Annotated in this window: 21 protein-coding genes; 4 read left to right on the top strand and 17 right to left on the bottom strand. The window is 61.9% G+C overall.

What is annotated here, in order from left to right:
- The 3 genes from GX444_02355 to GX444_02345 all read right to left on the bottom strand — a co-directional run bounded on the left by GX444_02355 (position 1) and on the right by GX444_02345 (position 3,885).
- The gene (locus GX444_02355) at positions 1-1,053 is read right to left on the bottom strand and encodes a hypothetical protein (protein ID NLH47423.1); all 1,053 of its coding nucleotides are present in this window, start codon (positions 1,051-1,053) and stop codon (positions 1-3) included.
- A gap of 25 nt (positions 1,054-1,078) precedes the next feature.
- Positions 1,079-2,674, bottom strand: coding sequence for a hypothetical protein (locus GX444_02350; GenBank protein ID NLH47422.1), 1,596 nt, complete (start codon positions 2,672-2,674; stop codon positions 1,079-1,081).
- An 80-nt stretch (positions 2,675-2,754) separates the two neighbouring features.
- Positions 2,755-3,885 (bottom strand): aspartate--ammonia ligase, encoded by a 1,131-nt coding sequence (locus GX444_02345; protein ID NLH47421.1) that lies wholly within the window; start codon positions 3,883-3,885, stop codon positions 2,755-2,757.
- Positions 3,886-4,075: 190 nt separating this feature from the next.
- On the opposite strand from GX444_02345, the gene GX444_02340 reads away from it, so the two are divergent.
- Complete coding sequence (locus GX444_02340) at positions 4,076-5,842, top strand: sulfatase-like hydrolase/transferase (protein ID NLH47420.1); 1,767 nt, start codon at positions 4,076-4,078, stop codon at positions 5,840-5,842.
- A gap of 33 nt (positions 5,843-5,875) precedes the next feature.
- On the opposite strand, the gene GX444_02335 is transcribed toward GX444_02340, so the two are convergent.
- The 6 genes from GX444_02335 to GX444_02310 all read right to left on the bottom strand — a co-directional run bounded on the left by GX444_02335 (position 5,876) and on the right by GX444_02310 (position 11,366).
- The gene (locus tag GX444_02335) at positions 5,876-6,496 is read right to left on the bottom strand and encodes a DUF1566 domain-containing protein (GenBank protein ID NLH47419.1); all 621 of its coding nucleotides are present in this window, start codon (positions 6,494-6,496) and stop codon (positions 5,876-5,878) included.
- A 22-nt stretch (positions 6,497-6,518) separates the two neighbouring features.
- Positions 6,519-7,169: a DUF1566 domain-containing protein gene (locus GX444_02330; GenBank protein ID NLH47418.1), complete on the bottom strand. Its 651-nt coding sequence runs from the start codon at positions 7,167-7,169 to the stop codon at positions 6,519-6,521.
- Complete coding sequence (locus tag GX444_02325) at positions 7,169-7,804, bottom strand: DUF1566 domain-containing protein (GenBank protein ID NLH47417.1); 636 nt, start codon at positions 7,802-7,804, stop codon at positions 7,169-7,171. Before GX444_02325 ends, GX444_02330 begins: the two co-directional genes overlap by 1 nt.
- A gap of 27 nt (positions 7,805-7,831) precedes the next feature.
- Positions 7,832-9,034 carry a hypothetical protein gene (locus GX444_02320; GenBank protein NLH47416.1) on the bottom strand — a complete coding sequence of 401 codons (1,203 nt, stop codon included), beginning with the start codon at positions 9,032-9,034 and terminating at the stop codon, positions 7,832-7,834.
- Between the two features lie 35 nt (positions 9,035-9,069).
- Positions 9,070-9,768 (bottom strand): hypothetical protein, encoded by a 699-nt coding sequence (locus GX444_02315; protein NLH47415.1) that lies wholly within the window; start codon positions 9,766-9,768, stop codon positions 9,070-9,072.
- Between the two features lie 323 nt (positions 9,769-10,091).
- Positions 10,092-11,366, bottom strand: a complete 1,275-nt coding sequence (locus tag GX444_02310; protein NLH47414.1) for a hypothetical protein — start codon at positions 11,364-11,366, stop codon at positions 10,092-10,094.
- A gap of 282 nt (positions 11,367-11,648) precedes the next feature.
- Between GX444_02310 and GX444_02305 the strand changes: the two genes are divergently transcribed.
- On the top strand, positions 11,649-12,650 hold the full coding sequence (locus GX444_02305; GenBank protein ID NLH47413.1) for a hypothetical protein: 1,002 nt from the start codon (positions 11,649-11,651) through the stop codon (positions 12,648-12,650).
- Positions 12,647-13,264 (top strand): hypothetical protein, encoded by a 618-nt coding sequence (locus GX444_02300; GenBank protein NLH47412.1) that lies wholly within the window; start codon positions 12,647-12,649, stop codon positions 13,262-13,264. The genes GX444_02305 and GX444_02300 overlap by 4 nt, the downstream gene beginning before the upstream one ends.
- Before the next feature lie 63 nt (positions 13,265-13,327).
- On the opposite strand, the gene GX444_02295 is transcribed toward GX444_02300, so the two are convergent.
- Positions 13,328-14,953: a hypothetical protein gene (locus tag GX444_02295; GenBank protein ID NLH47411.1), complete on the bottom strand. Its 1,626-nt coding sequence runs from the start codon at positions 14,951-14,953 to the stop codon at positions 13,328-13,330.
- Between the two features lie 159 nt (positions 14,954-15,112).
- Positions 15,113-16,294: a Fic family protein gene (locus tag GX444_02290; protein ID NLH47410.1), complete on the bottom strand. Its 1,182-nt coding sequence runs from the start codon at positions 16,292-16,294 to the stop codon at positions 15,113-15,115.
- Between the two features lie 280 nt (positions 16,295-16,574).
- Between GX444_02290 and GX444_02285 the strand changes: the two genes are divergently transcribed.
- The gene (locus GX444_02285) at positions 16,575-18,974 is read left to right on the top strand and encodes a VWA domain-containing protein (protein ID NLH47409.1); all 2,400 of its coding nucleotides are present in this window, start codon (positions 16,575-16,577) and stop codon (positions 18,972-18,974) included.
- 126 nt (positions 18,975-19,100) lie between these two features.
- On the opposite strand, the gene GX444_02280 is transcribed toward GX444_02285, so the two are convergent.
- From GX444_02280 to fabD, 6 genes are read right to left on the bottom strand one after another with little or no spacing between them, the layout of a single operon-like run.
- Positions 19,101-20,582: a tetratricopeptide repeat protein gene (locus tag GX444_02280; GenBank protein NLH47408.1), complete on the bottom strand. Its 1,482-nt coding sequence runs from the start codon at positions 20,580-20,582 to the stop codon at positions 19,101-19,103.
- A gap of 42 nt (positions 20,583-20,624) precedes the next feature.
- Entirely contained in the window at positions 20,625-22,259 is a 1,635-nt protein-coding gene (locus tag GX444_02275; protein ID NLH47407.1) for a hypothetical protein, read from the bottom strand.
- Positions 22,252-22,491, bottom strand: coding sequence for an acyl carrier protein (locus GX444_02270; GenBank protein ID NLH47406.1), 240 nt, complete (start codon positions 22,489-22,491; stop codon positions 22,252-22,254). Before GX444_02270 ends, GX444_02275 begins: the two co-directional genes overlap by 8 nt.
- 9 nt (positions 22,492-22,500) lie before the next feature.
- Positions 22,501-22,746 (bottom strand): acyl carrier protein, encoded by a 246-nt coding sequence (gene acpP, locus GX444_02265; protein ID NLH47405.1) that lies wholly within the window; start codon positions 22,744-22,746, stop codon positions 22,501-22,503.
- A 34-nt stretch (positions 22,747-22,780) separates the two neighbouring features.
- Positions 22,781-23,521, bottom strand: coding sequence for an SDR family oxidoreductase (locus GX444_02260; GenBank protein ID NLH47404.1), 741 nt, complete (start codon positions 23,519-23,521; stop codon positions 22,781-22,783).
- Positions 23,518-24,441 (bottom strand): ACP S-malonyltransferase, encoded by a 924-nt coding sequence (fabD, locus tag GX444_02255; protein NLH47403.1) that lies wholly within the window; start codon positions 24,439-24,441, stop codon positions 23,518-23,520. Before fabD ends, GX444_02260 begins: the two co-directional genes overlap by 4 nt.
- Between the last annotated feature and the right edge of the window lie 26 nt (positions 24,442-24,467).

Here is a 24,467-nt window from a genome sequence, read left to right as displayed (position 1 = left end):
CTATTTCTGGTATTCCTCGTAGAACGAGCGGCCGACGACCGGCTCGCCCCGGAACGTGCCGCGGACGTGGCAGCCGCCCTCGTAAATCACCGGGTTGATTTCGCGATCGAGCGAATCGGGGATCAGCGTCAGTTCGGCTTTTTCCATCGGCATTTCGATCCGCCAGGCCGCCGCCCAGGTCTTGCCGGTGCGTGGGCTCGCCCAGGTTTGCAGGATTTTGGTTTTGCAGGGCTCACGCGCGAGCAACCCGCCGTCGGGTTTGATGTAATCGCACAGCATTTCGTTTTTCGCCGGATCCCGGTTGAGGATTTCGAATACCATCAGTTCGCCGCCGTTGGACAGATGGATGGCGTGCCAGTGCCAGCGCCGGATTTGCGGCAGATCCCACTTACCCCACTGGTGGTCCATCCAGCCCAAGCCGGATAATTCGTAGGTCTGGTTCCCGAAGAAGGCGTCGCCCGCGATCCGCATCGACGGGATCAGGTAATAGCTGCTCGTGCCCGTGTGGCCCATGGTGATTTCGCCGTGACCGTTGACGCGGATCGGAGCCTTGAGCGCGCTCAGCGTCAGGTTGAGTTGCAGGCGCGCGTCCTCGAATTTGAACTCGTACCGCAGCCGCCCCGCCTCCGGTTGCCGCAACGTCGCCAGGTCGCGGGCCGACAGCGAACGGTCATCCAGCAGCGTCACCGTGGGCTGCCGCCGGTAGATCGGCAGGGTGATCTGTCGGTCGGGCAGTTCGACGATGCCGAACACCTGCCAATCGGGCAGGATGGCGAACATGATCGTCCACCGCCGGCTTTCCTGGTCGAGCAGGTGGCCGTTGAAATAATACCAGCCCTGGCCCCCCGGAAACGGCGAACGCGAAAAATCGAACGCCGCCAGCGCCTCGGCCGAAACCGCCGCCGGATCCGACTCCGGCGCCTGTTCCGGCAGGATTTCGGCGTAGGCCGCCAGATCGTCAGCGGCGTCGACCGGCGCGATTTTCGGCGCGCACGCGCCGGCCAGGCCGAGCGCGATCAGCAGCAGCCCGATCGCGGCGAATCGTTTCGGCATCGACCTCATTTTTCCTCCGCGCGTCCTAACGCCGCGCCGCAAAAGGCAACTGGCGGCCCTGCAGGAAAAACTGCCGGTTCAGCGGATCGTCATCCGGAAACGGCGACTGGATCAGCACGACGTTCTCGCCCCGCTCCTGGTCGCGCGCGACTTTTTTCTCGTCGGCGCCCGCCACGCCGTATTGCCACTCGCGGTATTCGATCGGGTTGCGGCGCAGCATCCGGTCGAAATAGGTCGGCACGCCGGTCGCTTCCAGGGTCTCGGGCGTCGCCACCACCTCCGTGCGGTCGGCGCAGTACAGGAACAGGTAGCGATCCCGGTACTCGGGGAAATAATACTTGATCCCGGCATCCAGGGCATGATCGTTGGGCGGGCGGCAATAATAGAACAGGGTGCCGTCCGGAGCGTCGCCGTATTGGCTGCGGACCACCCAGCCCAGCAGGCGCAGCGCCGCGACGCGCCGATTCTGCCAAGCCGAAAAATCCCAGGCGAGCTTGCCCGCGTTCGCCGCCAGCCCGCCGCAGAGCGCCGCCAGCAGGACGACCGCCGCGACCTTCTTCCGGCCCGAAACCGCCGCCGCCGCACCCAGCGCGATCGCCAAGCCGGGCATCACCGCGTAGAAGAAGCGCAGCGGCAGAAACAAGGCCATGACGGGGTTGCGCAGGTTGATCGCCATCGGGGCCGCGGCCAGCGCGGCGACCAGCACTCCCAGCCCGAAGATCCGCCATGGATGTTTTTCACGCGCCGCGCCGAGCAGAACGATCAGCGCGAGCAGGCACAACGCCGGCAGCCAAGGCACGAGCGGGAAATTGGGGGCCAGCAACCGGGCGAGCGGGCCGAACACGCGCGGTTCGATCAGTTTGTCGCCGAGCGGCAGGTAGCCGCCGAAGCCTTTGAGCATGACCGTGCGCCAGACGAGATACACCGCCAGCACCGCCCACAGCGGCCAGGTCGAGCGCCACGCCATGCGGCCGGCCCGGCCCGCCGGATCGCGGCGGCGCTGGAACGTCCGGGCCGCCAGCCAGGCGACCGCCGGCAGGATCGCGAGATTTTCCTTGCAGAGCATCGCCCAGAGCGCCGTCGCCAGCGCGGCGGCGAACCAGCCGGGCCGCTTGTTCTCCAACCAATGCCAGAACAGCAACAGCGAGAGCATCGCCAGAAACAGGCCGAGCACCTCGGTCATGTTCCAGACGAAGTGCGCGCCGACGGCCGTGGTCGGCGAAATCGCGAACAGCAGCGCGGCCCAGAAGGCGACACCGGTCGAGTCGAACCAGCGGCGGACCAGCGCAAAAAACGCCAGAACGGTGCCGGTGACCAGCGCCAGGTTGACCGCCAGATAGGCGGCGGCGTTCCACTCGAAAAAGGCGTGAATCAGCCAGAAGAGCGGGAAAAACCCAGGGCGGAAATAAATACCGAACCACAAATCCTTGGCGAACAGCGCGAACGGGCCGGCGCCGGCGCGCGCCAGGTGCAGATAAAAATAGTCGTCGAGGTAGAAATTGCCCCACAGAATACTGCCCTGCACCAGCCAGAGGGCGGCGACCAGGGCGGGCCCGGCGAGTCGGCCGGCGAAGGAAACCGGGCGGCTCGGCGGCCGTCCGGTCGTTGCGGTTTCGGTCATGTTCGTGCGCTGTCCCGAACCGATCGCGGCCGGACGGCGGCACGGGCGCGTCGCCCCTCGCCGGCCGGAACGCGGTTTGTTTATTCGAGCACGAAGATCTTCTTCTCGGCGCAGATCTTCTTCAGGATTTTCGGCCACACGGTCACGCTGACTTCGCCCAGATGGGCTTTGCGCAGGAGGTACATCAGCGTGCGCGACTGGCCGATGCCGCCGCCGATCGACAGCGGGATTTCGCCGTTCACGATCGCCTGGTGGTACGGCAGCTTGAGAAAGTCGAGCTGGTTGGTGATTTCCAACTGCTGCCGCAGCGTATCCGCCGTGACGCGGATGCCCATCGACGACAGCTCGTGCCGCCGCTTGGTCACCGGGTTCCAGACCAGGATGTCGCCGTTGAGGCCGTGCATCTGTTTGCCTTTGATCTTCGCCGTCGGCGTGACCCAATCGTCGTAATCGGCGGCCCGCATCTCATGCGGATAGCCGTCCTCCAGCGTCCAGCCGATGCCGATGATGAACACCGCCGGGTATTTCTGCAGGATCGCCGTCTCGCGCTGCTTGCGCGGCAGGTCGGGATACATCGCCAGAATTTCCTCGGCGTGCAGGAACGTCAGTTCCTTGGGCAGGTTCGGATAGCGCGGGTCCTTCAACTGCGGATACAGCCGCTGCGCGTACCGTTCGGCGCCGACGATCACCTTCCAGATCTTGCCAACGATTTCCTTAAGGAACTTGAGGTTCCGCTGCTTGGCGGTGACGACCCGCTCCCAGTCCCACTGATCGACGTAGGCGCTGTGATCGTGATCGAGGAAATAATCCTTGCGCACGGCGCGCATATCGGTGTTGATGCCCTCGCCGACCTTGCAGTCGAATTGTTTGAGCGCGACGCGCTTCCACTTGGTCGCCGCCTGGACGACCTGCGCCTCGATCGGGTTCTTGTTGTAGTCGTTGTTGATGTGGAACTGCACCGGCCCGCGCGAACCGTCGCGGTCCAGGTAATCGTTGACGCCGCTCTCGGCGTCGACGATCAGCGGCACTTCCACCATCATCAGGCCGAGTTTCTTGCAGAGGTTCCGTTCGATGTACTGCTTGACGGCGTAAATCGCCTTCTGCGTATCCTTCGGAGACAACAGTGAACGATAATCGGTGGGTAAAACGCGTTCGATTTCTTCATACGTACCGATACCAGGTCCCGCTAAATCCGCTCGTTTGTCCGTCATGACCGTTACCTCATGGATTGTTGGCACGTTTGCCCTCTAGATTACCGATTTTCAAAGGCCCCGCAACTAGTCAAAAACGTGGCAAAAACCGGCCGGTTCGGCTCGGATTGTCGCGCCCCCGACCGACCTTGCCGCCGGGGCGGGCCACCGTTAACATGGCGCCTCCCTTGGTTCCGAAGGATGGACCGACATGAAAAAGCTGCTGCTCCCGCTGCTCGTCCTCGCCGCCGCCCTCGCCGGCTGGCATTGTTCCGGGTCGGCGAAGCCCAAGAACGTGCTGCTGATCTCGATCGACACCCTGCGGGCCGATCACCTGAGCTGCTACGGCTACGCCAAGAAAACGACGCCCGAAATCGACGCCCTGGCCGCCCGCGGCGTGCTGTTCGAGCACGCCATGGCGCCGTCCTCGTGGACGACGCCGTCGCACGCCTCGCTGTTCACGGGCCTGCTCAGTTCGCAGCACGGCGCCGCGCTGGTCGGCGTGCCGATCCATCCCGAAACGCCGACCCTGCCCGAATACCTGAAGGAAGCCGGCCTCGCGTCCGCGGCGTTCGTCACCCACCAATACGTCGGCAAGAGCCTCGGCTTCGCCCGCAAATTCGATTCGTTCTGGATGGAGGAGGACGCGCCGGCCGACAAGCCGGTCGACGAGGCCATCCAGTGGCTCGGCGCGAACGGCAAAAAGCCGTTCTTCGCCTTCGTGCACCTCTTCGACCCGCACATGCCCTACCAGCCGCCGAAGGAATACGTCGACGAGTACGACGAATTCTGCCGGCAGACCGGCGGCGACCGCGGCACGCTCAACTTTCTGATGTCGGACGACAAGGCCGTCAGCCAGCGGGCCCTGACCTGCCTGCTGCGCCGCTACGACGACGAAATCCGCTACACCGACCGGCAGGTCGGCCGCCTGGTCCGTTACCTCGAAACCGAAAAACTGCTCGACAAAACCGTGGTGATCATCGTGGCCGACCACGGCGAGGAATTTCTGGAACACCAGGGCGTGCTGCACGGCATCACGCTTTACCAGGAGCAGTTGCACGTGCCGCTGATCCTGCTGGGCGCCGGCATTCCGCGCGGCAAACGGATCGCCGCGCAGGTCCGGCTGCAGGACGTCTTGCCGACCGTCCTGGAACTGGAGCACCTGACGCCGAAGATCGCGCTGCAGGCCGCCAGCCTGACGCCGTTCTTCGACGGCCGCGAAACGGCCGACCGCGACGCCATCGCCGAAACCTGCGACGTCGGGCCCAACCGCATGTCGATCATTTCCGGCCATTACAAGTACATCTACTCGCCGCGCGCCCACATTTTCATGCAGCCGATGGAGGAAAAGCTGTTCGACCTGGCCGCCGACCCGCAGGAAAAGACGAACCTGCTGGCCGAAAAGCCCGAGCTGGCGAAAAAACTGCAGGCGGCGCTGATCGCCGAAACCGGCTACAAGTGGCGCAAGAGTTGGAAGCTGCTGTGGGGCGGCGCCGGCAGCGAGGAGACGCGGCGCGGCTCGCTGTCGACCGGGGCGCGGTTCATCTACGCCTTCAAGTACCTCGGCTACAGCTCGTTCGCCGACGTGGTGCAGGAACTGCCGTTCAAGGGCGGCATGCACGACCTGGCCGACTACGAGCTGCAACGCTCGCCGAACAAACTGTCGTTCGACGCGAAGGATCATGGGCGCGAGAACGGCGTGCTGGCCGTGGTCGATCCCGACGACGCGCCGGTCACCGTCGCCTTCGCCTGCCGCGACTGCCTGCAAAACGAGGCGCATCCGGAAGACGAGCGCGAAACGGAGTTGTCCGGCGAAATCGATCCGGCCAAGCCCCGGCTCTTCGAAAACGGCGCCTTCCGCGTCTACACCGAGCCGATCCTGACCTTCGCCGACCCGCCGCCGCTGGCCAGCAAGCAGATGCAGGACGTCATTCAACCCGACATGCTGAAAAAGTTGCGGACGCTGGGGTATTTTTAAAAACGGTTGGCGGCTGGCCCTCGATCGACTTTCTTACTCGGCGGCCATCGTGCGCACGCAACGAGTTGTTGTCGCCGAATCCAAAATATTTTCCTTATCTCGTTTCTCGATGTTGGCAATCATGAATCCCAATGTCCAAACCATGGCCTTGTGATCTTCCAATTCAGTAAATGACCAATATTCATTGCCGGTTGAAGATTCCCGCTCGAGTTCCTTCGGCCAAAAGAATTCGTTATCAGCATCGGTTAATAAATCGCAACCGACACATGCTTCGTTTTGACAATCGGTGACGGTGCATTCGTCCGTCACGCCGCAAGCGCCGCCGGTCATTGTCGCTTCGCACCCGCGCACCAGTGAACGCAGTTCGGAAATCGTCGGCAATCGCCAATCCGAAAAGCCGGCCAACTCCAACGAATCGCAATATCCAATAGCTTTTTCCCATTGGTAATAAAGAATCGACGAATTCTCGGCAATTTCCTTTTCCCACATCAGGTTTGTGTTATAGTCGATCCAGGTGCCGGCGGGAGGTTCGGGGGTTGGATCATTGTCGGAGTTGGAGGAATCGTCGCCATCATCGTGGCACGAAAAGAAGAGCAGAAGAAATAAAACCCCCATCGTTAATAATGGAGAATACTTTTTAAGAAATATGATCATTATACCTATTCCATCTATCTATCTATATTTCGTCAGTTGTGGTTCGTACACAACGCGTCGTCAGCGCATATCCCAGAGTATTTTCTTTTTCTTCCGATTCAATATTAGCGATGATAAAACCTAGCGTCCAAACAAACGATGCATTATTGATTTCCTCGGTGATTGACCAATATACATTATCAGTGAATGACTCCCCTTTTAAATCATTTGGCCAATAATATTTATTCTCTGTATCGTTTTTTAAATTGCAACCACTACATGCATCATCTCGGCAATCATAGTCGGCGCACTCGTCCATCACGCCACACGCGCCGCCGGTCATCGTCACTTCGCAACCGCGCACCAGCGAGCGCAACTCGGAAATCGTCGGCAACCGCCAATCCGAAAAACCGGCCAACTCCAACGAATCGCAATATCCAACCGCCAGATCCCAGGTGTAATAAAGGCCATAACAATTATCGACGATCTCTTTCTGCCACATCAGGCCGGTGTCGTAGTCGATCCAGGTGCCGACGGGAGGTTCGGGGGTTGGGTCTTCATCGGAGCCGGAATCGTCGTCATCATCATTCTTGCACGAAATCACTGTAAAAAGAATGAACAGCAATATCAGCAATAACTGGAAGCGCCGCTTTCCCATTTCTTTCCCGTTTTTCCCTTGCTTTCGATTATCCACTACTCCGCGGTCATGGTTCGCACGCAACGGGTCGTCAGCGCATATCCCAGTATATTTTCCTTATCCTCTATTCCAATATGAGCTGTTTTAAAACCCAATGTCCAAACAAGCGAATTGTTTTCCTCTTGTTCGGTGACCGACCAATAAATATTATCCGTATTATCTTCTCCTTCCAATTTATCGGGCCAATAATATCGGTCATCGGCCTTTGTTTTCAATTGGCATCCGTCACACGCTTTGTTTAAACAACCCAAATTTGTACAATCAACTGTTATATCGCAAGCGCCGCCGGTCATCGTCACTTCGCACCCGCGCACGAGCGAGCGCAACTCGGAAATCGTTGGCAACCGCCAATCCGAAAAACCGGCCAACTCCAGCGAATCGCAATATCCAACCGCCAGATCCCAGGTGTAATAAAGGCCATAGCAATTATCGACGATCTCTTTCTGCCACATCAAATCGGTGTCGTAGTCGATCCAAGTGCCGGCGGGCGGCTCGGGGGTTGTATCTTCCGAATCGTTATCATCATCGGAATCATTGTTTTCGTTTTGGCATGAAACGAAAGAAAGCAGTAAAAGGACAAGAAAAGATAAAATAACTCCAATTACAAGATTATTAGTCATAGTCTTATTCATTTTACACCCCTTCTGTCAAATGGATATTTACCATACGCCCTGGTCAACGCCATTGGCATCCGCCAGATTATCCCAAAGGGTTAATGACAGATTCATCGCATCGGCGGCATTGCGAAGCCGTTCGAATACAGATGCATTTGTCCAATTGTTCGGATTAGCCAAGTCCCACAATTCAAATATTTCGGCCACCGTCAGATCCATATCCTCGTACACGTCCCACCAGAACCGCAACCAGTCAGATTCGACCGCTCGATTTGTGAAAGGTGGATCGCATATATCATGCATATAGTCTTCGTCATCCTGGCAATCTAAACCCCTAAACCAACAATCTCCATCATTTTTGATATTCCAAATAGAAGCGGCATAAAAGTGAGCAATACCCTCCACGGCAGCCCCCCTTTGTAATTCACGACTATTCTCGTGATGGCCTTCGGAGGTTGAATAGCATGGCCATGGAGTTGGGGTTGGTGAACTGTCATCATCACCTTCATATATGTCATCATCACCCGTGTCTGTGTAATCATGCAGCGCATTCTGGTAATTATTGGATTTATACCCGACCGCATGACCCATTTCATGGGTGATGCCGGTTTTGTTATTCTGTGCGATATTATTTTCATCGTCGATATAAATCGCGCCGTTTTTAAAACAGGCGTTGCCGAGCCCGTCACCACTGCAGGTTTCGCGATAGAACTTGAACCATTCGGCAGTCAAACCCGCCGGTTTACGGCGAATGGCATAGCTGGCGACCGCCAGGACATTACCTTCGTTGAAACCATCCAGGATATCCGGGAAATTATCATAATTGAACGTATACGTGCCGGAAGCAGCCGGAGTAAAATCGGCGTCGAGCGTATTCGTAAAATAATACTCTTCCGTACTGCTCGTATACACCTTGACATAATTGGTATCGACCGATTTCGACATGCTGTAAGCTCGAATATAATAGGATTTCGCGGAGGACATGGTCAGGTAAGGCGTACAACCCGTATCACTATCGGTCCACGTCTCGAAAAGAACCGGCCCGTTACCATTCTCGCCAACCTTCGCTTTTATCCCATATCCAGTGATTGGGATGTTGCTATTGATGTAATCACCTGCCTCATCCATTGCATCATATAGATTCAAATCTATTTTAAAACAGATTTTCACGCTCAACGCATAGGCGGATGAAGTCATCAGCATTAAAATGACCAAAGCACCTATCGGCACCAGTTTCTTGTGCGGCATCTTCGCTTTCCCCTTCCACCATTACTCGTTTTTACTTACTTCTCCAACGGCTCGGATTCATACACGCCCGCTGGAATGATGCCGCCTTGTGCGAACTCGCCGCGATCCTCGTTGGATTCGATGAGTTTTTGCACCCGCGCCAGTTCGGACTCGTCGGTCACGCCACGGGGATAGGTTTCGAAAAACGTTTGAGCATCGTAGATCGATGCTTGTTCGCCTTTGAGCGCGAAGTATCGATAGGGCACCGTCTGCCCCTTGAAATAGCGGTGCGGCGATGAAACGACTTGTACGGTTCCGGAGATCTTCGTCGGGTACATTTGTTGTTTCGAGTGCAAGGAAAACGCCGGCCGCACATCCAAAGAGATTGCCGTTTCGGCGTTTTGGCCTACCGCGACCTCGTCGTCCAAAATGGTCGTACGCAGCGCACCGATATTGGCGACCAACGTCAACCGAACCACGATGTCCTCGGTTTCGCGTCCGTGGACGATCAGCGTCGCCAGGGAAGCGCCGCCATCGGGACCGATCGCTTCCGATCCGTCGGCGGCCCATTCGGCATAAGCGCCGTCGCCCAGGTAAGGATCCTCATCCAGCAAATCGGAACTGTCGCTCATGGGTTCCCGGGCTTCCGAACGATCTTGCTTGGATAACGCAACAAAGATCCCTGCCAAAAAGACTGAAATCAAAAGAAACAGGCCAATTTTCCTGATCATTAGGATCTCCTGATCGGGGAACAAGTTTTCAGTATCGCGGATATCGCAAAAAGATAACGAGAAAGGGAAAATTTACCGACGAGAATTCGCAATTTCCAAGCCTTTCGGCGCCGCCATGAAGTTCATGGTTATCCAACAACTGGATATATCTTCTCCCCATGCAGTCGATTTGTCAATAAAAATAATCGGCTAATGTTAGATATCCTGACACTAAGTGTCTCATTTGATAAGCGATGCTTCATTGAACAAGCGAGAAAAGCTTGATGGATAATTACTTCACACGGATGAAGGATGGCCGCGCGGATTTGTCGCTCGTAAAACGGATGAATCGATTTTTCCCGCCGCGGTTACCGGCACACCTCGGCCAGCGCGCCCTCGAAAGCGTCCAGCAATTCAATGCCGACGTGGCGGCCGCCGAAGCCCATCGCGTTTTCGTAGATATTCATCCACATCTCGCCCTTGTCGGCGGACGCGAATTGCTGATAGTCCTCCGGCAGATGCACGTAGCCGACGTAATCGTCGGTGTGCGACGCCACCGCCGCCGGGCGCAGGCCGCGCGCCGCGATCTTCACCCGCGCCGCGAGGCCCACGCTCGCGCCCAGGTCGGCCGGAAATCCGGTGAACACCAGGTCGCCGACCCGCACCACCGGCACGCGCGCGGGCATGCCGTCGCGCAGGCCGCCGCGGCCGAAGTGCCGCACGTACAGCCGCACGGGGTAAAGCGCCGCGTCCAGCCAGCGCAGGCGGTCGGGCAGCAGCGGCGGGGCGACGATCCGCACGGTCATCTCGCCGGCGGCGAAGGCCACCGCGTCGCCGTGGACCGGTTGGGCGACGGCGATCGCCTTGTCGGCCTCCTCGCGCAGCAGGCGGGCGAGCAAATGCAGGTGCACGTCGCCGTCCAGCGGCCCTTCCGGGTACAGCACGTTGACGCCACCGACCGGCCCGACGAGAAACAGCCCGTCCTCGCCCGCGAAGGTCTTGAGCAGTTCGCCGGGGTAATCGGCCGACGCCGCGTGGTAATCGCGAAAGCCCACGACCACCGGATGCGCGCCGAAGGTCAACACGCGCAAAGTGTCGTCCTCGCGCCGCACCGTCAGCACGCCCAGGGTGCGGTCGATGGCGCCTTCCTTGAAGCGGCGGTTGTAATTGAGGTAGCTGGTCTGCGTCTCGCCGTAATCGAGCGAGGCCGGCCGCAGATCGTCCACCGCCGCCTCGGCCGCCGCGGCGATGCCCTCGGCCAGCCGGGTGAAGATTTCGGGCCGGTACGCGCCCATGAACAACCGGGCCGAGGGCGCATCCCAATAACCGCCGGTCGATGAGTGCGAATGGGTGGCCGACAGCATCAGGCCGGCGTATTGAACCTGCCGTTCGGCCAGCCGCCGCTCGACCGCCTCGCGCAGCGGCGCGGTGATCATCAACAGGTCGCCGGCGATGACCAGCACGGTGCGGCGGCCGTTGCCGAAGGCCATGGCGCGGGCGTAAAGCGGGTCGCGGACGCGCTCGGCCAGCCGTTCCTGCTTGGTGGCCATTCCGGCCAGCGGAAACGGCAGGGGCGGGGTGAGGTCCCGCTTGGCGAAACCGACGAGTAAGTTGCGGTGGTTGGCTTTTTTATTGCGCGCCATGGCGGCCCTCCTTGCGCCGATCGGGTAAGCGGGGCGAACGGCATTTAATTCATTTGCCACCATTCGGCGGCGAGGGGCAAGCCCGTCGCGGGGCGCGGTATAGCGCCGGGTTCCGGCCGCGACGGCGCGCCGCGCCAAGTCCGCCAAACAATTTGCCGATCGGTCGAAATTGGATTATAATGGCCCATCAGTCGGAAAACGGCGTTTCCGAATTATTTTTAGCGATCCGCCGGCGCGGAATTGAGATTTTTTCATGCCGGCGGCGGATTTTATCGGGGAATCATGAGTTTGTACGATCACCAGACGCTGAAGATTCAGCCCGCGGTCAGCTCGGCGCCCGGAGCGGGCGGCGAGGCCCGGCGGCAGGATTGCGCCGTGGTGATCAAAACCACGCACGGCATTCTGCTCGTCGCCGCCGACGGTCACGACCTCTCGGGCCAGGGCGGCCGGACGGCGCGGCTGGTCGTCGACGCGGTCGACAAACACTATCATGCCTGGAACGGCCAGGGCCCGCGCAAGATGTTGGTCGACGCGTTCGGACTGGCCAACGCGGCGCTGCGCCAGGCGGCCGCCGAGCAACAACTCGGCACGCCCGCCGTCAGCCTCGTGCTGCTGCATTATCAGGAAGGCATGGTCCGCATCGCCCACGCCGGCCGGTGCCGCGCCTACCGCCAGCGGAATTACGTCATCGACCAGCTCACCGAGGATCACGTCGCGCCCGATCAGCCGGATGACGGATTCCCCACCCGCGCGGTCGGCCTGTACCCGATCATCGAGGTCGACGTGTCCGACGCCCATTTCATTCAACCGGGCGAAACGTACCTGCTGTGCACCGACGGCCTCTACCGCAGCCTGAGCGACATCGAAATCGGCCGCCAGGCGATGAACGGCGAACCGGAAGCAGCCGGCGAGACCCTGGTCCGCCAGGCGATCGCCCGTTCCGGCCCGGCCAGCGTTTCGCTGGCGATGATCAAGTTCACCCAACCGCAAGGGCAGAAGCTCAGCGCCGCCGTCACCCCGACGCCGACGATCGAGCACGCCCACGGCCGCATCCCCTGGACGCCGATCCCCTGGCGGGATCTCGGATTCTGGTGGAAGGTGCGGCTGGCGGCGCTCGGCGTGCTGGCGGCGTGGTTCATCGTTTTGCTGATTCTGTGGTGGGGTTTCGGCTGGGGCGGCCTGGCCCTGGCCGCGCCGGCGGGCCCGCTCGCGACGGCGGGGGCGGCGATCGCCGGCCGGCTCGAGCGCGGCGCGCCGCCGCCGGATGACGAGGCCGCATCATGAGCCGCAAGAGCATGTTCGAAGCCGAATCGCCGCACCAGTTCCGCACGACCACGCTGACGCGGCTGTTCGATCTGCTGTTGGTCGCCGGTTACATCGCCTGCGGCGTCCTGACCTACGTCCTGTTCACCGGCGACCGCGACACGCCCACGCCGCCGCCTGCGGCCTCGCCTACGCCGGTGATCGTCGCCGCCGCCTCGCCGACTCCCGAGCCGGTGGTGGTCGGCGGTTCGTCGCCGACGCCGGCACCCTTCGATCCGGTCGCGCCGACGCCCGAAACCGCGGCGGCGGCCAAGCCCGCCAGCGAGGATCTGCTGGCCGCGATGAGCGACTACGTCAATTACATCAACCAGGGCGACATCGACCAGGCGCGGGCCATGCGCGCCGATCCGAGCGTCCCCTCGACCGACAAGCTCAAACAGGTCAAGTCGATGACCTTGAAATCGATCGTCGCCTACCCGCGCATCAGCCGCACGAAGGGCTCGGTCTACGTGGAAATCTCGCTGGACAAGGGCGGCGCGCCGCAAACCTGGAAGGGCCGCGTCGACTGGGAAAAGAAGGGCAACGCGTGGGTGACCGTCAACTGGGACGGCAGCGCCGCGAAGCCGAAGGAATAGGCGCGCGGCGGGCGGCCGCCGCTGCGGCCGCGCCCCCGGTTGCCCGCAGTCGTCATTTCCCGCCTAAAAATTCACGATCGTGCGGATCTGGAAGGTGTAGACGTTGCTGACGTCGTCGTACATGTCCCGGAAATACATGCCCGGAATCATGTAGCCCATCGAGGTGTCCGCCGTGAATTGCTTGTGGAACGTGTAGGCGAAGTTGAGGTCGGTTTCCCAACCCAGGTCGTGCGAAGCGTCCTTGCCGTTGAGCTTCTTGCCCGATTCGTTGAGGTAGCTGTTGAGGACGTTGAGTCCGATGTGCATGCCGTCGAGCGGCCGCAGGTAGCCGCCCGCCTTGAGGTACATGCCGTTTTTCAGCGCGCCGCCCATCAGGCGATCCCAGGTGATCAGGTCGATCTTGTAGTCGGGGTCGAAGGCGTAGGTGTTGATCCGGCGGCCGAACGCGGCCTGGTTGTCGATCACCGCGTTGGTGAAGTCGATCCGGGCGTTGGCGTTTTGCGGATCGTTTTTCAATTCCTGCCGCGCCGCGATCAGATTGTCGGCGGCCGTGGCGTCGAATTCGTTGTCCGGATTGGCGGCCTCGGGCGAGGAGAAGCCCCATTCGAGCCCCGCGCTCCAGCGGCCGGAGTCGTACAAAAAGCGCGCCGCGCCGAGGTAGGCGCCGATGCTGACCTCACCGCCGCGTTCGCCGGTCGGCAGGCCCTCGTCCTCGAGGTTGCGCACGGTCTGGCGATCGACGAACGTCGCCTTGCCCTGCACGCCCAGGCCTTCGAGTTCCCACTTGAAGCCGGCGTAGCCCAGGCGCAGCCACAGGTCGTACAGCCAGAGCGAGGCCGAGGTGGCCTGCTGGGTGCGGCCCTGAATGAAGAAGCCGGCGTCGAAAACGCCCGAATCCGCGAACCGGATGTCGCGGAACTGGTTGGCCAGGGTGAAGGCGTGCACGTCGTTGTCGCCGGTCTTGAAGCTGTCTTCGGCGATGCGGTCGTACATGATCGACGGGAAGTAGAAGCCCGCCACCCGCGTGCCGAACTGGAACCGGTCGTAAACGTCGCCGCTGTCCGCGTCGTAGCCGTGGTTGCGGTCGTTGACATCGCCCGGCGTTTCCAGGAAACGCAGGAACGGCGAGCCGGAGTTGGCGTAGACACCCATGCCCCATTGGTCGGCCTGGCGGCCGATTTTCAAATAGCCGATCGGCAGCGTGACGCGCATGTATAACTGGCGCACCGCGATCGGATCGACCTCGTTCAGATCGCGGTCGGTGTCGCTGGTCGAGTGGGTCAGCAGGTTGCCGGAGCGGAAGGTCATCGTGCCGTAGCGGACGCGGCCGATCGACGCCGGATCGTTCGGCTGCCGTTCGGTGACCACCGCCGGCTCCTCGATCAGCGCGTTGTCGCCCCACATCACGTTATGCAGGATGTCGAGTTCCGAATTGATCTCGATCGGGTCGCTGATGATCAGCGTCGGCTGCAACAGCATCCGCTGGTCGACCCAGCTCCACCAGTCGGAATCGTCGCCCTTTTGGGTGGCGGCCCAGGAAAGATCGAAGTAGTTGTCGTAACGGACGCGGTAATAGCCGTGTACATTAAAACCCACCGCGGCGAGCTGGCTTTCCTCGGCGGTCGCCGCCGGCGGAAAAGCCGCCGCGACCAGCGCCGCGAGCACCAACCAAAGCAGGGTTTTTTTCATGCGTTCCTCCGCCGCCGGGCCGCGCGTGGCGTCCCGGGCGCGCCGCTCCCTCGCGGGAGCCTGATAACTCAAAGTAAAATCAGGGCAAAATCAAAGCGGCAAACTAGCACGCGCCTCGCGAAAGTGTCAAGTTATCGCACGGGTGCGCGGGTGCGGCGATCACTTCATTTTTCGCGCGGGCAAAAACGCCAGAATCGTTTCCGTCCGGGCGCGGACACCGTCGGCGGTTTTTTCCAAAAGTCCGAGTTCCACCGCGGTATTCACGTCGCGGCTGACGGTTTTACGCGTTTTCGTGGCGTAAGTCGCGGCCAATTCCGGCGTCAGATGCGGAATTTTCGACAAGGGAACGAAGCCCAATTGATCGGAAAGAGCCAAAACCAGATCGCGTTCCCTCCCCCGAACGGCGCCGGAAACCCGGTGCGCCGAGTCGCGAAAAATTCGATAAACGTAATCGCGCCAGATCACCCGCCACTGGTAGTCACGGATCGTCGCGAGTTGTTCCTGGAGGCTGTCCACCAAACCCCGGACCGCGTATTCGATAAAGGGCAGGATATCGCCGCCCGAGGCACTCGCACCGTGCAATTGCCGGTAATAAATCTGTCGCGTCTGATTGTAGTGATTGCTGAGGAGATGCGCCGCCGGGGTCGGCATGCCGGCGTCCAGCAAAATCAGGAATTCGACCAACCGAGCCGTGCGGCCGTTGCCGTCGGCGAACGGATGAATCCAGGCCAGATAAAGGTGCGCCACGATCGCGCGAACGATCGCCGCTGCCAAGCCTTCGTCGGCCGGGGCCGTTTTTTTGCCGTCGTTGAGCAAACCGCACAATCGCTCCAGGAGATACCGGCAATCTTCACCCGGCGCGCCTCGATAAGCGCCGACGACCACTTCCTCGCCGACCTGGCGAATCCGGCCCGGAACCACGTGCGACTCCAAGGGCAAATTCGCCAGCACGGAACGATTTAAATCGCAAAGAAGGTCGACCGTCAGTTCCGTCGCCTTTCCCGAAAGCATCTCGCCGAGAATCCGGTTGCAGGTCGCGACGATGTTGTCGATCTCCTGCCCGAGGTATTCCTTCGACGGCGGCAATTTCAACGATCCCTCGATCCGCCGCCGGACTTCCTCCTCCGAAAGGGTATTTCCCTCGATGGCGGTCGTCGCCAAAACGCCTTTCGCCAAATAAAGATAATGAATTTTCTCGGCCGTTGGGCGGTCGAGCGGCACGCCCGCGATATGCGCGCATTTCGACTGCGCCTCGCCAAGCATCAGCCACAAACGAGGGCTGGCATCCTGAAGATTGACTTGAAATTTAAGCCATTGATGTGTCCGCTCGTATTTCCTCATTTCAGGAACCTCATATACTATTGTAATTCATTGTTTTATAAAACAATTGAATGAAATACAAGCCGATGATCATTTCAGATAATTTGCCAAAATATCCTGCATATTGTCCATTTTGTTGTCCATAATATTGTCCGCCTCGATATTCGCTCATTCCGCCGCCCGGGGAACCAATCGCTGCCGCGAAGGTCAAAGGAAAATATACGGCGGGGCGGGTTGTTCGACCGGCCGGCCGCCGTGTGGTATCAAGGAAACAACTGAAAATCCGCTGGGGAGCACGATCATGTGGGAGCGTATCGTCATTCTGATGATGTTGTTGGTTCTCGCCCTGCCGCTGGCGGCACGGGCGGAGCAGGAAGAAATCGGCACCGGCCAGTTGCGGGTGGTGTCGGCCGATCAGAAGGTCGTCGAGGTGCCCCTGAAGCACACCGACGTGCAGGCGGACATCGCGGGCTTCGTGTCGCGCGTCACCGTCACGCAAACGTTCGTCAACCCGTTCAAGCAGCCGATCGAGGCCGTCTACGTTTTTCCGCTGCCCCACAAGGCGGCGGTGGACGACATGACGATGACGATCGGCCAGCGGGTCATCAAGGGCGTCATTAAAAAGCGCGAGGAGGCGAAGCAGATTTACGAAGCGGCCAAGGCGGCCGGCAAGACGGCGTCGCTGCTCGAGCAGGAGCGGCCGAACATCTTCACGCAGTCGGTGGCCAACATCCTGCCCGGCGACAACATCGAAATCCGCATCAGCTACGTGGCCGTCCTGAAGTACGAAAAAGGCGAGTACGAATTCGTCTTTCCGATGGTCGTCGGGCCGCGTTACATACCCGGAGAAAAAATCGTCGGCAAGCAGGGCGGCGGCTGGGCGCCGGATACCGACAAGGTGCCCGACGCCTCGCGCATCACCCCGCCGGTGCTCAAACCCGGCGAACGCTCGGGCCACGACATCAGCGTGACCGTCAACCTCGACGCCGGCGTGCCGGTGACCGACGTGCGTTCGACCTCGCACTGGATCACCACCGCCAACCAGGGTCCGGCCAAGGCCGTGGTGAAGCTCGATCCGCGCGACGCGATTCCCAACAAGGATTTCATCCTGCGCTACAACGTGCGCGGCAAAGCGCCGGCGTTCGGCGCGCTGACCTACAGCGAGGGCGGCAAGGGCTTCTTCCTGCTGCTGCTGGCCCCCAAGGGCCAATATGCGAAGCAGGAGATTCTGCCGCGCGAGATCCTCTTCGTCGTCGATTCGTCCGGCAGCCAGCAGGGCGATCCGCTCGCCAAATCGAAAGACGTGGTGAAGCGGGCCCTCAAGGGCCTGCGCGCCGACGACACCTTCCAGGTGTTCAACTTCAACGACATCATCACCTCGATGGCCGCCGGGCCGGTGCCGGCCACCGCCGAGAACATCAACCAGGCCAAGCGGTTCATCGACCAGATCGAATCGACCAGCGGGACGCGCATGTTGCCGGCGATCCAGGCCGCGCTCAACTGGCCGGCCGATCCCAAGCGCCTGCGCCTCGTGGTGATGACCACCGACGGCTACATCGGCAACGAAACGGAAATCCTCGCCGAGATCCACCAGAACCTGGGCGACGCGCGGCTGTTCCTCTTCGGCGTCGGCAGTTCGGTCAACCGCTACCTCATCGACCGCATGGCCGAGGAAGGCCGGGGCTTCGCCTCGTACCTGCGGCAGGACGAACCGGCCGAACAGGTGGTCGAGAAATTCCATCAGCGGCTCGACGCGCCGGTCCTGCGCGATCTGGCCCTCGAATGGGGCGGCCTGCAGACGACCGACCTGTACCCGGAACAGATCCCCGACCTGTACGCCGACCAGCCGCTGGTTGTGCTGGGCCGTTACACCAAGCCGGGCGCGGCGACGATCCGTTTGACCGGCAAGGACGCGGCGGGCGCCAAGAGCTTTTCCTACGCCGTCAACCTGCCCAACGCCAAGGGCGGCTCGGACCAGCTCGCCTCGCTGTGGGCGCGGATGCGCATCGAGCGGTTGATGAACCAGCTCGAGGTCAACGCCGGATCGAAAGACCAGCTCGAAAAGGACATCACCGATCTGGGCTTGAACTACCGGCTGATGACCCAGTTCACCTCCTTCGTCGCGGTCGAGGAGCAGGTGCGCAACGTCAACGGCCAGCCGCAGACCGTGCAAGTGCCGGTCGAAATGCCCGAGGGCGTTTCCTATGACGGCGTCTTCGGCAAATTGGAGGAAGCCCAGGGGTACGGCGCCGGCAGCGGCGCGATGACCGGCTCCAGCAACGGCCCGATGGCGCCCCCACCGCCCCCTTCGCCTTCCGTGGCGATGCGTTCCTACAAGCCGTCGCCCGGACCCGGTAAAAACATCGCGGCCGACGAAATGGCGGTCGGCGGCGTCCAGGGCCTGGTCGTCGATCCGGTGGCGTTCCTCGGCATCGCCAACGAAGCGCCCTACCGCAACGCGCTGGGTGGCGAGGTCGCCAAGCGGCTCTACGAAGCCGTCAAAAGCCTGGCCAAACCGGCGGGCAAGGAAATGATGGTTCGCCTGACGCTGGGGGCCGACGGCAAGGTGAAAAAAGTGGAAATGCTGAAAGACAACACCGGCAACACCGACCTGGCGAGCAAGCTCCGCGTAGTGCTGGAGAAAGAAAAGTTCGCGGCGCCCGGCCACGAGGCGATGCTGGTCTTCTACATCCGGTTCTGAAAACAAAAACCATCGAGGCGAAAGGGCGCTCCGGCGCCCTTTCGCCGTTTAATGATCGGTCACCGCTTTCATTGCGTGCGCCGGCCGGAATCAGCCAACCGTTTTTTTCATCCGCGCAGATAAAATTCAGGGCTCCGCGTTTTGCGGCGCGGCGGCGGCAAGCGCCTTTTCGGCCTTTTCCAGGCCTTGCCGGTAGCGCGGCTCGTTCGGCCGGAACGCCTGAAGCTGCCGGTACATCGACAGCGATTGCGCCGGGCGGCCGGTGTCCAGGTACAACAGCGCCAGATTTTCCGCCGCCAGGAAATCCGCCGGCCGTTTTTGCAGCACTTCCATAAAAAGCGCCTCGGCCTCGGCAAACCGTCCCTGCCGCGCGTAATAGGAACCCAGACTATTGCGGTAACCCAGGATTTCCGGCTCTTTTCGCAGGATGTCCCGCCAGAAAACTTCCTCGTCGAGCCACACCCCGACCCGCTGATAGGAACCGACCGCCAGCCAGAAAATCAACAAGCACCAGGCCAGGGCGAACCAGCGCCGGCGGGTTTTGAGGCCGGCGCCCACGGCGGCAATGAGCATGGCCACGCCCGCCAGGGGCAAGTAGAGGAATCGCTCGCCGACCAGGGCCAGAATCGGCAGCACGTTGCTGGCGGGGAACATGAAAACGAAAAACCACCCGATGCCGAAAGAAACCGGAAACCGGCGCCGGGCGCAGGCGATCATCACGATCGCCAGCAGCGCCAGCACGACCGCCGCGGCCAGGACCAGGGGGGAAAACCCGCGCACGATGTCGAACAGGTAATTGATGCGCAGTGACAGCGGAAAGAAAATCAGGCGCAGGTAAATCAAAAAGGAATGGGACATCGTCAGCAGCGTGGCGGCCAGCGAGTGGCCCCAATATTGAGAGTCCTGTTGCAGGCCGATCAACGACTGGCGCAGCAGCACGTAAGCACCGGCGGCCAGAAAATAGAAAACCGTGCGGAGCGCCGCCGCGCGCGCCCGCGGCCGGCCGTCGCCCGCGGCCTCCCGGAACGCCAGAACGAACAACAGGGGCGGCGCCATCACCGCGACTTCCTTGGTCAACAGCGCCGCGAGGTACGCCAGCCCGGCGCCGAGCCGTCTCCCCGACAGGAAAAGCAAAAAGGTCAGCAAGAGCAGCAGCGGGCAAAGCACGTCGTCCAGCCCGCTGATCCATTGCACCGCCTCGACGTGCGCCGGATGAACCGCCCACCAGACGGCGGCGGCGAAGGAAGCGTCGCGCGCGGCGGTCAGCTTGAGCAGCAGCAGAAACAGCAAAATCGCGCCGCCGGCATGAACGAGATAATTGAGCCAATGAAAGAAAAACGGCCTCATTCCCCCGATCGCGTGCACGAGCGCATAGAGGGGCGGGATGAGCGGGCGATAGACCTGCTTGGGAAAATCGCGGGTGGAAGTCGCCGCCGGGCTACCGAAGGTTTGCAGGGCCAGCGAGAAATCGGCCGCCGCCGGGTTGTCCACGACGAAGGCGATGTCGTCATACAGGAACGGCCCGGCCGCGCCGCGCGCGTAAATGAGCAACGTCACGGCGACCAGGGAGAGGATTTCCAGCGCCAGGATGGTTTGCGGGCGGTTCATCGGTTCAGGCCATTCCGGCGTTTCACCAGGCGATCGCCGGCGTCAAACGGGTGCCGGACGTCGTTCCGGATTTTCCTCGAGCCGCACGCGAAAACGCCCCGGGCCTTCGCGCCGCGGCCGGACGGTCACGACCGGGCTGCCGCTCGCGGCGGCCAGACTCGCGCTTTCGAGCGCCTGCCCGAACATTTCGTTTTCGATTTCCGGCGCTTCGCCGGCGACCGTCGCCACGATCCGTCCCTGCGCCAGGGCGCGATTCGCCGCGGCGGCCGCGTCCTTTTCCGGCAGCGATTCGACCCCGTGCGCGCGCCGCAGCCAGACCAGGCGATCGTTGAGAAAACGGTTTTTCAGCCGGCGGGCGGCCAGGTGCAACGGAAAACCGAGGGTCGCCAATTTCCACAGGGCGACTTCCAGGCCGCCGAAGCGATCCGCGACGAGCAGCACGCCCCGGCCTTGGCGGTAGGCCGTTTCGAGCGTCTCCAGGCCTTCAACGGTCACGCGGTCGTGGAAAAAGCCGGCGTTCATCAGCGGGTGGCGAAGGTAATCGACCAGCGCGCGGCCGAGCGCGGCGAACAACGGCCGGCCGGCGCGGCGGCGCTTGGGCATGAACCAGTAAAGCGCCCGGCCCAGCGCGGCGCCCGCGCGGTCCGCCGTTTCCCACGACAGCGGCCGCAGCAGGCGGCCGGCGATTTTTTCGGCGGCCCGCCAGAACCGCGCGGGTTTGGGCGGCAGGGGCGCGGGATGCTTCTCGGGCGGTTCGCCAGGCGGCCGGGTCTTCCAGCGCCGGTGCATCCAGACCCATTCCGTCGGGTACTGGCGGATGTGCGCGGTCAGGTGGTCGTTGAGAATCTGGGTATAGGCCTGAATGTCGGCCTTGGTGTCGCCGGTTTGCGGCCGCGGCAGCGGCGCGCTGACCGCGACGGCGTGACCGCCCTCGGGCCGGCGATGGGTGGTCAGTAAAAAGGCGTCGGTGCCGAGTTGGTAGCAGATGTAGGCGGCGCCGGACGGCGTCCAGGCCGGGTGGCCGAACCAGTCGGCGAACACGCCGCGCACCTTGGTGTCCTGGTCGATCAGAATGCCGAGAAACTCGTTGCGCGAGATCAGCGCCATGATATCGGCGACCAACTCATGCCCGCCGCGCGTCAGCGGGATGTACCCGTAACGGCGGCGGTGGTCGTTGAGCATTTGGTCGAGGCGTTCGTCGTATAGCTTACGGACGATCTCGTAGCCGGGGGCGCCGCACCGCACGTAGGTAGCGGCCATTAATTCCCAGTTGCCCAGGTGCCCGGTGACGAACACGCCGCCGTTCCCGCGCGCCCGCGCGGCGTCGAGATGTTCCTTGCCGCTGAAGGTCACGTAGGGATGGGGGGTCTCGAGCGTGGCGAAAATGTCCTCGAAGTGAAACATCTCGAAAAAGCTGCGGCCCAGGTTGCGGAACGATTCGCGGCCGACGGCCAGGCGCTCGGCGTCGGTCCACTCGGGAAAGGCGACTTTCAAGTGCAGCAGCGTCAGGCGGCGTTCGTGGCCGGCCAGCCGCCACGCGGCGGCGCCGATCGCGGCGCCGATTTTAAGCCCGGTGGAAAGCGGGATGACCCGGGCGGCGGCTACCGCGCCGCGCGCGGCATGGAAAATCAGGTTGTTTTTCAGGCGTTGGAAATATTTACGCCTGCGGTTAGTCATTGGCCAGTCTGTCGACCACGTAGTTGATGACGTCGGCGACGGTTTCCCAGTCCTCGGCGTCGACATCCGGGATGTCGATCTCGAATTCCTCGGCCAATAAGGCGACCATTTCCTCCAGGTCGTCGGGGGTCATTCCCAAATCGTCGGACAAGAAGGCATCGTCGCTGATTTCCTCGACGTCGCAGGAAAGCTGATCACAGATGATCTGGCGTACTTTCCCTTCGGGCTCCATAAAACCTCCCTATCGCTTCAAGGCTTCCATGAGCCGGTCGTAGGCATCCCCCACGGTTTTAATTTTCTGAGCCATGTCATCCGGAATCGAATCCAGATTGAACGACATTTCGATATCGGCGATCAACTCCACCAAATCCAGGCTGTCGGCTCCCAAATCCTTGATGAACTCCGTTTCCTTGGCGATCTGATCTTCCGCAATGTTCAATTTTTCGGCAATCAGCCGCCGCAACTTGACAAAGATTTCCTCGCTCATCAATCGCTCCGTTTCAGAATGGGTCACGTGAACTTCAGATACCCAAGCCCCCATCGACCTGGATTACCGCTCCGGTGATATAGCCGGCGGCCTCGCCGCATAAAAAGCCGATCACGGCCGCGATTTCCTCCGGTGCGGCCAGCCGGCGTAACGGTATCGTCTGCAAGATGGCTTGCCGTTGCTCGTTCGTCAAGCCTTGGATCATCGCCGTTTCCACCAGCCCCGGCGCCACGACGTTGACCGTGATCGCCCGCGGCGCCAGTTCGCGCGCCAGGCTCTTGCCCAGCCCGACCAGCCCCGCCTTGGTGGCGGCGTACGCCGTCTGGCCCGCGTTGCCGCGCTGGCCGACGACGCTGCCCAGCAGCACGATGCGCCCCCAACGCCCGCGCAGCATCGCCTTGGAAGCCGCCTTGGCCGCCAGGTAGGCGCCGCGCAGGTTCACCGCCCACAACTTCTCCAAATCGTCCGCGCTCGTCAAGCCGAGCATCTGGTTGGCGACCACGCCCGCCGCCGCGACCAGCGCGTCCAACCGGCCCCGCTCGCGGGCGAAGGCGGCGACGCCGCGCTCGACCGCCGCGCCGTCGGCGGCGTCGAAGTTCACCACCCAGGCCTGCCCGCCGGCCGCGCGCACCGCCGCGGCCACGCGCTCGCCCGCCTCGGGATGGGCATGGCAATGCACACCGACGTCGTAGCCCCGGCGGGCCAGTTCCACCGCGCCGGCGCCGCCGATGCCGCCGGAACCTCCGGTGACGAGGGCGACACGCCGGTCGCTCATGCGATCTCCCTCACGAGGTCGTTCAGTTTTTCGGGATTGTCGGCCGCGAAAATCGGCCGGTCGGGAACGGTCCGTTTGGCCAGGCCCGTCAACACCGTGCCCGGACCCAGTTCCAGCAGTTTGACGGCGCCGAGGCTTGGCAGCAGCGCCAGCGATTCGCGGAAGCGCACCGGCGCGACCACCTGTTGCAGCAGGCCGTCGCGGATGTCGCCGGCGGACGGATACGGCGCGGCGTTGAAATTCGCGATCACCGGCCAGGCCGGCGCGGCGAAACGGACTCCCTCCAGGTCGGCCGCCAGCCGATCGGCGACCGGCTTCATCAGCGGACAATGGAAGGGAGCGCTGACCTTCAACGGGGAAACGCGGCGGGCGCCGGCTTGCTGCAGCGGCGTCGTCACCCGCTCGATGGCGGCCAGATGACCGCTGATCACGACCTGCCCGGGGCAGTTGTCGTTGCTGATCCAGACCCGGGCGCTATCATCGGAAGCGTTCCGGCAGTGGTGTTCGACGATCGGCGCGTCCAGCCCCAGCACGGCGCTCATGCCGCCCAGGCCGGCGGGCACCGCTTCCTGCATGTAAAAACCGCGCCGGCGCACCAGGTGCACCGCCGCCTCGGGCGCCAGCGCGCCGGCGGCGACCAGGGCGGCATACTCGCCCAGCGAATGGCCCAGGGACGCGACGACGCGAACCTCGGCCAGCTCGCGTAAAGCCAGCCAGACGCCGATTTCGACGGTCAGGAGGGCCGGTTGCAGGATTTCGGTCAGGCGGAGTTTTTCCTCGGGGCCTTCGCGCAGAATGCGCCGCAACGGCAGACCGCTCGCCTCTTCCGCCTGCTCGAACCATGAATTGACCGCGGCGAACCGCTGCGCCAGGGCGACTCCCATGCCGACAACCTGGGAGCCCTGACCCGGAAACAGCAACGCGATCGGCAGGCTCGTGGCGATGG

Source organism: Myxococcales bacterium, assembly GCA_012517325.1.
GTDB lineage: Bacteria > Lernaellota > Lernaellaia > Lernaellales > Lernaellaceae > JAAYVF01.
Note: the sequence above shows the minus strand (reverse complement) of the source record. Positions and strands in the feature narration are given on the sequence as shown.

Bases quoted from the DNA above. Each gene is read 5' to 3' on its own strand.
- GX444_02355 (NLH47423.1), bottom strand. From the start codon at position 1,053: ATGCCGAAACGATTCGCCGCGATCGGGCTGCTGCTGATCGCGCTCGGC.
- GX444_02350 (NLH47422.1), bottom strand. From the start codon at position 2,674: ATGACCGAAACCGCAACGACCGGACGGCCGCCGAGCCGCCCGGTTTCC.
- GX444_02345 (NLH47421.1), bottom strand. From the start codon at position 3,885: ATGACGGACAAACGAGCGGATTTAGCGGGACCTGGTATCGGTACGTAT.
- GX444_02340 (NLH47420.1), top strand. From the start codon at position 4,076: ATGAAAAAGCTGCTGCTCCCGCTGCTCGTCCTCGCCGCCGCCCTCGCC.
- GX444_02335 (NLH47419.1), bottom strand. From the start codon at position 6,496: ATGATCATATTTCTTAAAAAGTATTCTCCATTATTAACGATGGGGGTT.
- GX444_02325 (NLH47417.1), bottom strand. From the start codon at position 7,804: ATGAATAAGACTATGACTAATAATCTTGTAATTGGAGTTATTTTATCT.
- GX444_02320 (NLH47416.1), bottom strand. From the start codon at position 9,034: ATGCCGCACAAGAAACTGGTGCCGATAGGTGCTTTGGTCATTTTAATG.
- GX444_02310 (NLH47414.1), bottom strand. From the start codon at position 11,366: ATGGCGCGCAATAAAAAAGCCAACCACCGCAACTTACTCGTCGGTTTC.
- GX444_02305 (NLH47413.1), top strand. From the start codon at position 11,649: ATGAGTTTGTACGATCACCAGACGCTGAAGATTCAGCCCGCGGTCAGC.
- GX444_02300 (NLH47412.1), top strand. From the start codon at position 12,647: ATGAGCCGCAAGAGCATGTTCGAAGCCGAATCGCCGCACCAGTTCCGC.
- GX444_02295 (NLH47411.1), bottom strand. From the start codon at position 14,953: ATGAAAAAAACCCTGCTTTGGTTGGTGCTCGCGGCGCTGGTCGCGGCG.
- GX444_02290 (NLH47410.1), bottom strand. From the start codon at position 16,294: ATGAGGAAATACGAGCGGACACATCAATGGCTTAAATTTCAAGTCAAT.
- GX444_02285 (NLH47409.1), top strand. From the start codon at position 16,575: ATGTGGGAGCGTATCGTCATTCTGATGATGTTGTTGGTTCTCGCCCTG.
- GX444_02280 (NLH47408.1), bottom strand. From the start codon at position 20,582: ATGAACCGCCCGCAAACCATCCTGGCGCTGGAAATCCTCTCCCTGGTC.
- GX444_02275 (NLH47407.1), bottom strand. From the start codon at position 22,259: ATGACTAACCGCAGGCGTAAATATTTCCAACGCCTGAAAAACAACCTG.
- GX444_02270 (NLH47406.1), bottom strand. From the start codon at position 22,491: ATGGAGCCCGAAGGGAAAGTACGCCAGATCATCTGTGATCAGCTTTCC.
- acpP (NLH47405.1), bottom strand. From the start codon at position 22,746: ATGAGCGAGGAAATCTTTGTCAAGTTGCGGCGGCTGATTGCCGAAAAA.
- GX444_02260 (NLH47404.1), bottom strand. From the start codon at position 23,521: ATGAGCGACCGGCGTGTCGCCCTCGTCACCGGAGGTTCCGGCGGCATC.